This window comes from Candidatus Limnocylindria bacterium, assembly GCA_036523395.1.
Lineage (GTDB): Bacteria > Chloroflexota > Limnocylindria > P2-11E > P2-11E > CF-39.
In genome coordinates this window covers 1-13,222 of record DATDEH010000110.1, presented here as the reverse complement: position 1 = coordinate 13,222, position 13,222 = coordinate 1, and the positions used below count along the sequence as shown (strand labels likewise).

At 65.2% G+C, this 13,222-nt stretch carries 9 protein-coding genes and 1 pseudogene; 5 read left to right on the top strand and 5 right to left on the bottom strand.

All coding sequences use genetic code 11. The annotated features are described in order from the left end of the window. A partial coding sequence (locus VI056_14035) for a hypothetical protein (protein HEY6204145.1) occupies positions 1-3,268 on the bottom strand: 3,268 nt, incomplete at its 3' end. Positions 3,269-4,294: 1,026 nt separating this feature from the next. On the opposite strand from VI056_14035, the gene VI056_14030 reads away from it, so the two are divergent. After that, a complete protein-coding gene (locus VI056_14030; protein ID HEY6204144.1) occupies positions 4,295-4,936 on the top strand; it encodes a hypothetical protein in 642 nt (213 codons plus the stop codon). Between the two features lie 366 nt (positions 4,937-5,302). On the opposite strand, the gene VI056_14025 is transcribed toward VI056_14030, so the two are convergent. Both VI056_14025 and VI056_14020 read right to left on the bottom strand, forming a co-directional pair. After that, on the bottom strand, positions 5,303-6,724 hold the full coding sequence (locus VI056_14025; protein HEY6204143.1) for an FAD-binding oxidoreductase: 1,422 nt from the start codon (positions 6,722-6,724) through the stop codon (positions 5,303-5,305). Positions 6,725-7,001: 277 nt separating this feature from the next. Beyond that, positions 7,002-7,466 (bottom strand): annotated as a pseudogene (locus VI056_14020) (transporter substrate-binding domain-containing protein). Between the two features lie 368 nt (positions 7,467-7,834). On the opposite strand from VI056_14020, the gene VI056_14015 reads away from it, so the two are divergent. After that, entirely contained in the window at positions 7,835-8,809 is a 975-nt protein-coding gene (locus VI056_14015; protein HEY6204142.1) for a Gfo/Idh/MocA family oxidoreductase, read from the top strand. A gap of 131 nt (positions 8,810-8,940) precedes the next feature. Then, a complete protein-coding gene (locus VI056_14010) occupies positions 8,941-9,285 on the top strand; it encodes a YciI family protein (GenBank protein HEY6204141.1) in 345 nt (114 codons plus the stop codon). Positions 9,286-9,290: 5 nt separating this feature from the next. Here VI056_14010 and VI056_14005 read toward each other — a convergent pair whose 3' ends face one another. Both VI056_14005 and VI056_14000 read right to left on the bottom strand, forming a co-directional pair. Then, entirely contained in the window at positions 9,291-10,775 is a 1,485-nt protein-coding gene (locus VI056_14005) for a hypothetical protein (protein ID HEY6204140.1), read from the bottom strand. Continuing rightward, positions 10,772-12,442: an adenylate/guanylate cyclase domain-containing protein gene (locus VI056_14000; protein HEY6204139.1), complete on the bottom strand. Its 1,671-nt coding sequence runs from the start codon at positions 12,440-12,442 to the stop codon at positions 10,772-10,774. Before VI056_14000 ends, VI056_14005 begins: the two co-directional genes overlap by 4 nt. 18 nt (positions 12,443-12,460) lie before the next feature. On the opposite strand from VI056_14000, the gene VI056_13995 reads away from it, so the two are divergent. Continuing rightward, positions 12,461-12,859 carry a hypothetical protein gene (locus VI056_13995; protein HEY6204138.1) on the top strand — a complete coding sequence of 133 codons (399 nt, stop codon included), beginning with the start codon at positions 12,461-12,463 and terminating at the stop codon, positions 12,857-12,859. Positions 12,860-12,869: 10 nt separating this feature from the next. Then, on the top strand, positions 12,870-13,222 hold a 353-nt coding region (locus VI056_13990; GenBank protein ID HEY6204137.1), incomplete at its 3' end, for a TMEM175 family protein.

Here is a 13,222-nt window from a genome sequence, read left to right as displayed (position 1 = left end):
CGAGGTAGTCGGCAAGGTCCGCTGCCAACGCGCGTTGGTCGGCCGTACTTAGTTCGCCCACGTACAGGTGCGCGGCAACGAGCCGTCCCCGTTTATCGCGACGGCGTTGAAGGAAGAAGGATCGCGGAACGACCAACTCCCATCCGTCGGCAGTCGAAACCGTGACCTCGATTCCTTGCGCACGCGTTTCGGCCAGGGAGCGCAGCCGGCTGGTCACCACGGACCTATCGCCTCCCGCGCGCTCGAGCAAGGCAAGCAACATGGCCCGCTGCTCAGCACCCATCCACAGCTTGGCCGCGTTCGCCTTGCCATGACGGACCGTGATTTCGACGCGCTCGCTCACTCGTGGCAGATCGAGCGCCCTGCGTAGCCCGTGCCAGCGGCCGAAAGGCAAGAGGGCCATTCCTGGCGGAGCGCTAGTCAGGTGTAGATCGTTAACGAGCGGCTGCCGCGACCATTGCCGGCCCGTGCTGGTCTCCCCGGCCATGGGCGGGATTTGTTCATCCCAGCCCGAGGTCCGCTGCAGGGCCTGATCGAACCAGTCCATTAGGACTTCGGTGGTTCTCATGACCGGCATCGCAGCGGCCGACAAGTCGGGATATTTCGTCGAAAGTCGGTCGAGCGCCCGAGCTACGGCAACTGAAGACGGACGACCGCAATCATTGAGAGCGAGACGCCGGGCCACGCCTTCCTCGAGCAGCGCGATTGGCAGGAGTAGATCTTCGCCGCCAGTCCTTGCCCGGTACCACGACTCGGACGGTCGCCGCAGCGGCCCTCCGGCCAACTCACCCGTGACCGGGACCCATTCCGTCGTTTCTAGGCGCCAACGTTGATACCCGAGGAAAACTCGACGCGTGCCGCGACCACGGTGATGGCTGTGATCACAGACGTACGTGGCGCGCTGACCATAAGGCTCCTGCGCCTGAGCAAGAACCCGCGCCAATAGCCTCAGCGCCGACGGCTCTTTCGCGTCGAGGATGACATCGAGGCGGTCAAGCACAGCGGCGTCCAAGACTTGCGGCGAACCCGAGTGACCTTGAGGGCACTGCGAGGCCTCGACCGTCTCGGGCAAAGCTGCGTACTCACTGAAGTGGGGCAGCGAGTAATCCACTTGTCTGGAGCGCGGGAAAGCAGCTACCCCGAGCGTCGCGAGGAATCTCGCAACAGCGCGCCGCTCGCCAGCGGCCCGCGGAGGTCTCTCATCGAGAAACTCGATTGCGCCGAAACGACCGTAGAGAGCCTCCGCTCCTTCCACGGCGACCCATTCGTCACCAAAGTACGTCGCGTCGGCTCGCGTCCAGGCGCGGCGCTGTCGAGTTCGGTCGCGTGTTGGCACCGGCACTTGACCTAGCCGTGCGACGTCAGTCAGTGCTTTGGGGTGCAGTCGCCCGACCTCCTTGAGGTATCGATAGACGTCGCGAAGCCGAGCCGCGCTGGGAAGCTTCGGTTGGGTCACCGCATCGATCGCAAGTTGTGCGCCCGCGCGTTCGTCGAGCACCGCTATCGACAGCTTGTCGAACAGCTCGCGCGCACGTCCTCGCGCCGGCCGAGTTGCCAGGCGCGGTCGCAACCACTGGGGCAATAACGGCGCGTCGCGGATCGGCACTCTCATTTGGTTCGGTGAGCACCAGTTGCCGTGCTCGTCGCGCCAGATTGCACGAGCACGCAAAGCTTGAAGGATGCCCGGACGCTGCCACTCCGATTGCGCGTTTAGCCAGTCCATTAGCACGGCGCACAAATGCGGCAAAGCGGGGTCGAGCGGACGTGGATCGATGCGCGCGCCAAGATCATGCGGCTGGAGCTGCGTCACAGCGAGGGAATTCATCAGCTCGCGCGCGGGTGGCAGGTCATCGCCGGGCATCAAGACTTCATCTGCGCGCTCGACGTACTTCAGAAGACGGCGCTCCAGTGCGACCGAGCTGGGTTTGGAATTCAGCCTTACGATTTCGTCGGGGCGGCGTGGAGTACCGGAACCGAACGTGCGTAAGAACGGGGCCTGCGAAAGCGCCTTAAGTAACAGCTGCCCGACCTCTTGTCCAAAGCCACCCGCCGGCACTAGCTCGGATAGCGCTCTCAGAAGCGGATATCCCTGACTGCTTAGGGAACAAGCTAGAGCGACAGCGCTTTGCACCGCTTCGCGTGCGACGGCCCGCGAAATCTCTCCGCCCTCACCCCGTGTCTCGATGTGTCTTCGACCCGCATCGATGTAAAAGTCGCCGTGAATGAGAAGCGGGCGACCCCACTGGTCATCTGTGGGGAAGTACGAGTAGAGCGGCTGAGGAGGAGCATTCGAGTCGACCGCGCCATCACTCCATGGGACGGCGACAGAAACGTCGAGGCTGTCCAGATTCGTCCACAACGGGTCACGTAGACGCTCGAGCAGGCCTTTGTCGATGGGGGTTGAAGCCACGCGGACGATCCAAGCGAACGTGCGGTCACCGCCATCGATCTCTATCAGCCGACCGTCGGCCCTTCGCCCTCGGTCGGTCTTCTTCCAATGGCGCGATCCGTTTGCATCCAGGAACGTGATTTCTGCGACCGCCGGCAGAAATAGCAGCGTTGCCGGAACAATCGAACTTTTGATGTGCGCGTCAACATCTGACTGGTTCGTGCCCGCGCGTAGCGGTAGGCGAATGATCGACACTGCGCCGCGTTCGCGCATCTGCGTGACGATGTCGGCGTCCAGAGCCCATGCACCGAATTCAAGGAGGCGCGGATAGTGTCGTGCTGGGATGCCCTCGGACGGGACGCCCAACACCTTGTTGACTTCACGTCGGGCACCAACGCGGTCAAATCCAAATGAGAAACGGCTCGTGATGACCTGCGGTGTGTCGCTGATCTCGAACGCTGAATTGAAGCCCACACCCTTATAGCCGACCGTCGTCCGCCTAGGTCGCGCAGCTTTTTCAGATGAGCTGATCCGCATCAATGATCGGATCCTCTCGGACGTGAAACGAGCGCCGTCGTTCCCAACGAGAAGCGCTTGTTTCGTGACTGCGAACTGCACATGGCCCGTCATGTGCGCGTCACTCGCAGCGTCGTTCGCGTTCTGTAGCAGCTCCAGTGGATAGCGACCGGTCTGCTCGCGACGACTCCGGTCCTCGAGATTCCCTAGGTCGCCGAGTTGCTCGGCGTACGTTCGCCGACGAGCGGCTGACCACCCGCGCATCTCCCCGAGAAGGTGCCAGTTCTGTTCGATGAGTGCCCGTGCTTCGTCGATGTCTGGTTCGACGGCCATTGAAAGGACGGAATCACCTGGATTGGCCACCCTGGCATCTTATCGACGGCTGTCACATCTTCTAGCGCTCCAGATTGGTGCGGAGGACGCTCGAATGCCCGCGATCGCCGATGGGAACAAGATCTTGCCCGTCTGAAGTCGAGCTATCCATCCCGTTCGAGTTGCCAGCTATGACCTAGGTCGACTGTCGTCAGCCGAACCCAGACAAGTGACCCCTCGCCGAAGCAGACCCGCAACCGGGAGCCATGCCGAACGCTCGTCCCCGACTAGCTTCCCTAGTCCTCAACTCCATACTGGCCGACGCTCCACCTCCCGCCAGTGCTATGAACCGCGGGCGCCTCGGCCGCCAACTTTCGAACTTCGCGCGAGGGAGCCTGAAGGACGTGCTGCGCAGCCTCTTTGAATCGCGTTCGTTTGTGCGAACGATACCCATGAACGGCGCGTACGAGCACGTCAATTGGAACGTCACTTCTAGGTGATCGAAGATACGTCGCCGTGTGCCCCAGGAATTGTGGGGTTCCGTCGGCTCCTCCGTAGTCGAACGACGGTCCGATTCGCCAGTGCTCTTTCGGCCAAGCCGCGATAAAACTCGCGTGATATGCGCCCACGCTCGTCGCGCGAGTCCAGCCGTCTCGCCGTAGCTTGCCGCTGCGCACGTAGCACCTGAAGCTCGTCCGATGCCGTCCAAGACCTGCACGCCGGATCTGCGCTCCGCAGTCGGGGCACAACTCCGGGCCGACGGTCGCCATGCGCGGAATGGTATCGGCGACGGGGCGACTCACTGAATAACCGCTGCGTCGGTGCACGCGCGCGCGGACTGTTCTTCTTAAGCGATGTGTCAGCAAAGGGGACCCGACGATGCGGCTGCATCAGCCCGTCGAGGACTTCCGCGCGGCGCGTTAACTCCAGATTGGTGTAGATGCGTTCCTTCAGCATGACGAAGGCTCTGCGAGGCGCTCGCGCTTGGTGACACCTGAGACCCGTTCGTGTTGGAATACCGCGTCGTGTTCGCGACCCTTGCCACACGCTCACGATCGCAAATGAGGAGAGGCGCGAGTGCCGCTGTTCGGAAAGTTCTTTAGCGATGATGCGGCCCGCGCGGCGCTGCGAAGCAGCCTTATCCCGCTTGAGATGCCTCGTGTGCCTGGGCACAGACTCCATGCGCTGGCTGGCCGCTCGGTACTTCTGACAATGCGAGAGCAATCAGGGGCGATCCGTCAGACCGTGCTCGTGTTCGACACGTTCGCCGAGTTGTGCGATCGCTACCGCGATGTTCATCGGATGCCATTTCTGCCGCGCACTGATGGAAAGGGTGGGACACAAGCGCCAGATCTCGAGACCGCTGCGCGGCAGTACGGGCTGCAGGCCCACTACCGCTACGGATCCACGATCGGCATTGACGCTGCGCTGCTCGAGGGACTATCCCGACACCCGCGTTTCTTGGCGCTCGCGGGAGAACCCGGCAGCGAGCGGTGGGATGCGGTAATCCTCACCGTGACGCTTGGCGCACAACGCTTAATCAATTCCGGAGCGACGTCATATCAGACCCTCTATCGCATGCAAACTGGCGCGATGACAATGTTCACCAAGGACCTGGATTCGCCGTTGTTCAAGTGGATCGAGCAGGACAGTGGGCGCCTGAGTGAACTTGCGCCCGCAGGTCCACGCGCCTGCGAGTGTGGCTGCATTGCGCAGTGATCGGTCGGCCAAATTTCGGTGGTTCTCGTCGATTCTTCCTAAGGTCACGCGTGACCGCGTGTCGGCGAACAACTGCAGGGGCGGCGGACTGTAATGAACATTGCGCCGTACTGTGGCAATTGCGGCAAGCTTCTCGGTGAGGCTTTTAGGTTTTGCCCGCACTGCGGCTCGGCAAGAGCGGGCCCTAGTTCGGCGCTGAAACCGGATTCGCCCGCTGCGCAAATCGATCCGCAACGCGACGGATCCCCATCCGTCGGCTCAGAGATCCCGAGGAAACTCGACTCGTTCAGCATCGCCCGGCGCGGATTGCCATGAGAGGCGCAGCCACGCCGGCCCGTCGTAGTCCTGAGTGGTGCCGGCCGGTGATCACCGTGCTCGCGCTGGGACGACCGTCGGCGTGATGTTCTGGTTGACCCGGAAGATGTTGTCCGGGTCATGTGTCGCCTTGATCTCGGCGAGACGCCGGTAGTTCTTCTCGCCGTACGCCGCGTGCACGCGCTCATCGCCTTCCGAGCCCACGAAGTTCACGTACACGCCGCCCGTGCTGTGCGGCGCCAGCGCGTCGAACCACGCCCGGACCCACGCGCGGTCGTGCTCGAAATCCTCCGCTCTGGTGGCGGCACAGTTGATGTTGATCGCGAACTCGGCGTCGCGCCCGGCGAACGCGGTCTCGTCGTCGGTGCGCCGGCGAATCGCGCCTCCCAGGTGACTCAGCAACGTGAAAGACATCGTCGATCGAAAAGACCAGGCGTTATCAGCGATGACGTCGATAGCGGCATCCGTGAGCGCCGAGAGGTAATGGGATTTCCAGTAGTAGAGCCGGCCCGCGGGTGCGCTCGCATCCAGCATCGACTGGTGCTGCACGAAGGGCCGCTGCTGGATGGAGTTCGCAAGCACCGGCCCGAACTCCGCGAGCGGGGCGAGGATTGCTACGCCGTCGTCGGGAATGCCGGCGTAGAGTGCCCCGATCCCCAGCACCGGCCGTCCCCTGACCTCCTGTGGCACCCATGGGAGTGGCGGCGCGAGGCGTAGCAGGAGGATGGTCGTGACCTCCTCTGCGGCCGCTGCCGCCCAGTCGCGATATCGCCGCAGGACCTCACGCGCTAGCTCTGCCGGATAGAAGATGACTCCGCCGAGGACGCTCGGGCCAATCTCGACGAGATCGAACTCGAACGCGGTGACTATCCCGAAGTTGCCGCCTCCGCCCCGGATCGCCCAGTACAGGTCCGGATGCCGCTCAGCATCGGCTCGCAGCAGCCGACCGTCGGCGGTGACGATGTCGGCCGCGACCAGGTGATCGATGGTGAGGCCGTGCTTGCGCATCAGCCAGCCGATACCGCCGCCGACGGTCAGGCCGGCCAGTCCCGTCTCGCTGTTGATGCCGGCCGCGACGGCAAGGCCGAAGGGCTGGGTCTCGTGGTCCACATCGCCGAGGCGCAATCCGGGTTGCGCGACGAGACGGTGCGCGTCGAGGTCCAGTCGCATGCCCTTCATCGGCTGCAGGTCGATCACAAGGCCGCCGTCGCAGAGCGCGCTTCCGGCAACGTTGTGCCCACCGCCGCGAACTGAGATGCGGAGACCGCGCTCGCGCGCGAAACGCAGCGCCGCGATCACGTCAGCGACGCCGGTGCACCGCGCGAACGCCGCCGGCCGTCGTTCGACGGCACCGTTCCAGATCGTGCGGACGTGATCGTAGTCAGGGTCGCCGGGACCGACGACCCGGCCGCGGACCGCAGACCGGAGCACCTCGAGCTCCTGAGGGGCCATCCCATCCAAAGCCTGGCTCATTCGGCGCGCATTATGGATGTCAGGGTCTCCTCGGCGAGCGGCCGATCTCGGTTCTCCGTCTGGCGCGGACTTCGGATTCACCGCCAAGCCGATCGCGCACCCGCCGCTACTCGTCCTCATGGTGGAGCCTGAGATGCGGCTTGCTGCAGGCTGCAGCGGTCAACCGCCGAGTCGTAAATCGCCGGTCGGCAGTTCGAGTCTGCCCGTCGGCTCCGGAAATCCATCGGTAACTCGGTCATCGCGTCAGCGCCGAGTCGGAGCGGCGCGCCAATTGCGGTCAACGTGGTCCTGATCCGAGCTTAGGGACCCGGCGCCGCGACCGAGGCACCGCGCGCGCCGCTGCGAGCGACCACGTCCGCCAGCAGCCCCGACTCTTGGCGCGCTCTACCCATCCGGTCGCGAAGTTCAGAATGTCGTCCCGGCCGATAGCCACGGCGATAGCGTGTCGGCTGATGAACATCGGTTCTTGTATCAGCGTGCCACCGGGCATCTGATTGGCGAATCGACCGAGTTGGTTCATGGAAGCTGCGACAACATCCGCCTCGCCCATGTTCACCAGCTCGATCGACCGCTGGTCATTCGCCGTGGCGATGAGTGTGGCGTTCTTCAACGATCGCTTCAGATAGAGATGGAGCGGTGTGCCTTCGTAGGTCGCGATGCGCACTCCGGGCCGGTCCGCGTCCGAGGGCCGCACGATCGGCGAACCCATTGGGACGAGGTACATCCACTCGAGATACATGAATGGGTTGCTGAACCCCGGACCGGATCAGCTCCGGCAGCGTGAGCGGTCGTGGAAGGGCAGTCGGCGTGGCACTGAGGCCGGGTGCGACCGGACGTACGTCGCCGCAAGACGGCGCCGCCATAGCGGCCTGCGACACAAGCATTTGGCGCCTGCGCACGACCGGGAGTCTAGTCACGTACGTACTCGTAGACCGCCGGTCGGCAGCTCGAGTCTGCCCGTCGGCTCCGACCTTGTTTCGTGAATCCGGTTTCACCTGCGGCGGATGCGGCGGTTCCGCTCCGTTCAGCAGCAGCGCATCGCTCCTAAGCCAACGTTTATCAGCAGAGGCGATACTTCGGAGTCCGCTCACGTCGCAACAAGGAGTCCGAATGGCGCACGCAGTCAAGTGGGCGATCATGTCGACCGCCAACATCAACCGGAAGGTAATCCCAGGAGCACACGCGTCGCCGAAGGTCGAGCTCCTCGGAGTGGCGAGCCGCGATCAAGCGCGCGCCGACGACTACGCCAAGACGTGGGAGATCCAGCGCGCCTACGGCTCCTATGAGGCGCTGCTGGCGGATCCAGAGGTCGAGGCGGTGTATATCTCGCTTCCTAACTCGATGCACTGCGAGTGGACGATCAAAGCTCTCGAGGCAGGCAAGCACGTGCTGTGCGAGAAGCCCCTTTCTCGTCACTCGAGCGAGGTTGAGGCAGCATTCAACGCTGCCGATCGCACTGGCCGGCTACTGAGCGAGGCGTTCATGTACCGCCACAACCCACAGACGAAGCGAGCCAAGCAACTCGTCGACGAAGGGGCGATCGGTGAGTTACGGCTCATCCGCTCCGCCTTCAGCTACTCGCTGTACGACGAGAACAACATCCGCTTGCGCACTGCACTCGATGGCGGCGCGTTGATGGATGTCGGTTGTTATGCCGTCAACGGGTCGCGCCTCTTCGGCGGTGAACCCGAGAAGGTGTTCGGCGAGGCTTGGTTCGGACCGTCCGGCACCGACTGGGTCTTCGCCGGCATGCTGCGTTTCCCGGGCAACGTGGTGGCCTTGTTCGATTCCGGCACCGCGATGACGGAGCGTGACGAGCTGGAGGCCATCGGCAGCGAAGGCTCGCTGTTCCTCGATGATCCGTGGCACTGCAAGGTGCCAGGCATAGAGCTACGCCGTGGGGGAAGGGTCGAGCGGATCGATCTTGAGCTGGTCGACTCATACCGGCTCGAGCTCGAAAACCTCAGCGACGCGATCCGTGGTGACGGCGAGCTACTCCTCGGCCGCGACGACGCGGTCGCACAGGCACGGGTTCTTGAAGCGCTGCATGACTCCGCAACGCATGGCGCACCTGTCTCGCTGTGACAGCCACAAAGTCTTGGGCGAGATGACACCCAATGGCAGGATGGGCGCACGCCTGCCATTTTTGTCGATTCTGCTCATGGGTCTTCGTCGGTATGGTGCAGCCTCGCAAAGAGGCTCAAGGGAGGTCTGTTGTGCGCTACCTGCTCACCTTCTATGCGGTCGAGGATGAGTGGATGGCACTCCCCGAAGTCGAGCGGCGCGCCGGCATTGCCGAGATCGGGCAGTGGTTCGCGGAGCATGCGCGCTCAGGCAAGATCGTCGAAGGCCGACGACTCGGTCGCGGCGCGAAGACGGTCCGACTTGGCCGGGTGCGCAAGAAGGACTTGCCGCTTGTGACGGATGGGCCATTCATCGAGGCCAAGGAGAGCGTCGGGAGCTACGCGGTCGTCGACGTGGAGAGCGAGGACGAAGCGATCGCGATCGCGAAGCGCTGGCCGACGGGCGGGATCGTTGAGGTGCGCCCGGTCACGGAGTAGCAGCGCTACCGCACGGCAAAGTCCTTGAGGCCGAGCTCCGCGCCGATCGCATTCGATCGCTTGTCCGCGGCGTCAGCGTCCGCGGCTCGACCCAGCGCCCGAAGGATCCGCGCGCGAAGGCGCAGCGCTCGCGCGAGCGAGGGTCGCGCCTCCATCTCTTCGAGGAGTTTCGACGCGGCGTCGATGTCCGCGAGCGCGCTCGCGTAGTCGGGCGGCGTTGCGTACGCGCGCGTTCGCGCCCGGTGCCACAGGGTGATCGCCTCGCCTCCAAGGTCGTGCATCGCGTTGGCGCGCTCGAGCGCGAGCGTCCAAGCGGCCACACCCCCTGGTGCGTCACCCAGCTGCGTGCGCACCGACCCGAGCAACCCCTGAGCGATCGTCCTGAACGGCTCCATGTTCGAAACCTGCGCGAGCTCGTCGCCCCGCTCGAGGGGCACCTTCGCTCCAAGCGCGTCATTGCGGGCGAGGTGAGCGATGCCGGCCGTGACGTTCGAAGCCACGCCGCATGCCACGGCACCGAGCTCCTCAGACCGCACTGCGCAGGTGGATGCGAGCGCTTCGCCTTCCGCGATGTCACCGCGCTCGATCAGAAGTGCGCTTCGTGAGATCTGCGCATCCAGCGTGGCGATCGGATCGCCGCTAAGCGCGATCCGTTCCGCGTCGGCAAGCCATCGCTCGGCGGCCGCGAACTCGCCCAAGCGCGCGTACATCACCGCAAGCAGGCCGCCGAGGATCGCGGACGACAGCGGGTCACCGTGCTCGATGATCGCGGGGAGCGACTCGGACAGGAGCCGCGCGCCTTCTCGCAGCTGGCCGGTGCCCATCATGCTGACCCCGGCGAACGCGTTCGGGACGGCGTCGGCGAGTGGATCCCCGCGGGTGCGGCCGATCTGCGCGGCACGCTCGGCCGCGTGCTTTAACGCGGGACTCGTGTCGGGCCGTTCGCCGCGCATGCGACGCAGGAATGCGAGCCAGAAATACGTATCGCCGACGAGCTTCAGATCCGCGCCGTCTTCGCCGAAGGCGAGCGCGCGCTCGAGCCGCGTGGTCGGTCCCTCGATGCTCCCGAACGTCCAGCTCACCTTCGCGCCACCCAGCGCCGCGCGCAGTCGCAGATCGATCCGTCGATCGTCGGGAGCAAGGCTGGCCTCGGCGCGGTCGAAGAACGCAAGGGCTTCGCGGTTCGCGAACCGCTCGAGCGCGTGTTCGCCGGCCACGACGAGGTGCTCGACCGCTTCCGCCGTATCGCCAGCGCGCTCGAGATGGAAGGCGATGACCGCGGCCTGCTCTCGCGCGCGCTCGGGGTACAACGCGATCAGCGTTTCGGCCGCGAGGCGGTGGAGGGTCCTGCGATCCTGTTTCAGGAGCGAGCTGTACGCGGCGTCCTGGACCAGCGCGTGACGGAACAGATACTCCAGCTCCGGCTGGAGCGCGGCCACCTGAACGAGGCCGCTCGCCTCAAGCGTTCCGAGCTCGGCCCGAGCGCTCATCCGGTCTTCGCTTCGAGGAGCCGCTCGAGCATCGTTACGCCGAACTGGCGACCGATAACCGCGGCGACGCGCAGCGTCCGCTTGCTCTCGGATGGTAGTCGATCGATCCGAGCGAGGAGCAGTCCCTGCAGCGTGTCGGGGATCTCGACGCCCGAGACCTGCGCCGTCGCGACCCATCGGTCGCCCTGGCGAGCGATCGCGCCGCGATCGATGAGCATCCGGATCACCTCTTCGACGAAGAACGGATTGCCCTCGGACTTCTCGAGGATGTGATCGCGGGTCTGTTGCGGGAGGGATTCGACGTGCAACAGGTTCGTGACGAGCGTGCGGGTGTCGTCACCCGAGAGCGGCTCGAGACGCAGCTCGATGAGCGCATCGCCGAAGCCGTCGCGCACCGCGGAGACGAGTCGCCAGCCCTCACTCTCGCGGTCGAGGCGCGAGGTGGCGACGATGAAGAGCGGCAGCTCGTTCGCGAGCGGCAGGATCTGCTGGATCACATCCACCGATGACGCATCGGCCCAGTGGAGGTCCTCGCACGCGAGGATCACCGGGCCGGTGGCCGCGAGCGCACGCACCACACCGATGACCGACGAGACATAGCGCTTCACGGTCTCGAACTCGAGCGCAGACACGCGAGCGCGGACCTCGGGGTCGAGATCGATGGACAGCAGGTGGCCGAGGTACGTGTAGGGATCGGACCAGGCGTCTCCGAACAACGCCTTCGTCTGCCGTTCGAGCGCGGCGCGCACCTCGGGCTCGCCGGCGGTCGCCCCGACACCGATGCACGAACGCACGAGGTCGAGGACGAGGTGATACGGGAGCGTGCGGCCGTACGACAGGCAGCGCGCCTCGATCCAGCGCGCGGACGGATCGGAGGCAGCGACGTGCGCGCGCAGCTCGGCGAGAAGCCGGCTCTTTCCGATCCCGGGCTCGCCGAGGATCGACGCGACCCGGCCTTGCCGAGCGCGCACGATCGCGAACGCGTCACGCAAACGCGTGAGCTGCCCGTCGCGCCCGATCATCGTGGAGCGCACCTCACTGCCGAGGCCGCGGGCGCTCACGGCGCCGGCTCGCAGAGATTTGACCTGATAGGCGCGCACTGCCTCAGCCTTGCCCTTGAGCTCGAGCGCGCCGGCGTCGGTCGCGTCGATCAGCGGCGCGACGAACTTGTACGTCGCCGCCGTGATCATGACGCCACCGGGCGGCGCGGCGGCTTGCATCCGCGCCGCGATGTTCACCGCGTCGCCCATCGCCGTGTACTCGCGCGCGATATCGGTGCCGACCATCCCAACGACGACGGGGCCGGTGTTGATGCCGACGCGGACCTTCAGCGGAACACCGGGGTTCGTGTGCGCCTCGCCTTCGATCTCGCGGACCATGTCGAGTCCGCAGCGCACCGCGCGCTCGGGATCGTCTTCGTGCGCGATCGGCGCGCCGAAGAACACGAGCACACCGTCGCCCATGAGCCGCGCGACCGTCCCGTCGTAGCGCGCGGCGACCGCGTTCAGCCGCGCGAACGCCCTGCCGACGATGACGGTCCAGTCTTCGGGATCGAGCTTCTCGGCGATCGCGGTCGAGCCGGCGATGTCGGCGAACAGGATCGTGAGCGGGCGGCGCTCGCTGGTCGCCGCTCGGTGCGTGGCCGCTGTCGGACCGCTGTCGCGCATGCTGCGATGCTAGACGGCGTGGCGAAGTCTGCTGCGGTGGAACGCTGGTTCACCTCGACGAAGCCGCCGTCCGAGGCCGCCCTGCGGCGCGTGCGCGACATCATCCTCGCCGCGGACCCGAGCATGCGCGAGCGGATCCAGTACGGCGTCACGTTCTCATCGACCAAGAGCGGCGACTTCGCCGCGTTCGTCCGGTACAGCGAGCCCGGCGTGAATCTCAGGCTCATGCGCGGCAGACGCCTAGTCGGGAGCTACCCGCATCTCGAGGGGGAGAAGGTGAAGCGCATACGCATCGCCGACGTGACGGAGGCGAACGCGCGGAAATCGGAGCTGAGATCGATGGTCAAGGAATGGTGCGCGCTCGGAGACGCCGTGAAGGCGAAGGCGACAGCTAGACGCAAGGTCAAGCCTCACTAAGACTGTCGCCATGCGCACGAGTCGTCTCGAAGCGTTCAGCGACGGCGTGTTCGCGATCGCCGGCACGCTTCTGGTGCTGGAGCTGCGTGTGCCAGAAGACACGACCGATCTCGTGGGTGCGCTCCTCCGCCTGTGGCCGGCCTATGCCGCCTACCTCGTGAGCTTCCTCACCATCGGGATCCTCTGGGTCAACCACCACACGCTGCTCGAGCACTGCACGCGGGTCGACCGGCGCTTCCTCTACCTCAACCTGCTGCTGCTGATCACCGTCGGCATCGTTCCGTTCCCGACGGCGCTCGTCGGCCAGTACATCCTCTCCGAACATGGAGCGACGGCCGCGCTCGTCGTCTATGGGCTCGGCGC

Excerpts from the sequence above, each read along its gene's own strand:
- VI056_14025 (HEY6204143.1), bottom strand. The coding sequence starts at position 6,724 with ATGAGCCAGGCTTTGGATGGGATGGCCCCTCAGGAGCTCGAGGTGCTC.
- VI056_14005 (HEY6204140.1), bottom strand. The coding sequence starts at position 10,775 with ATGAGCGCTCGGGCCGAGCTCGGAACGCTTGAGGCGAGCGGCCTCGTT.
- VI056_14000 (HEY6204139.1), bottom strand. The coding sequence starts at position 12,442 with ATGCGCGACAGCGGTCCGACAGCGGCCACGCACCGAGCGGCGACCAGC.
- VI056_14015 (HEY6204142.1), top strand. The coding sequence starts at position 7,835 with ATGGCGCACGCAGTCAAGTGGGCGATCATGTCGACCGCCAACATCAAC.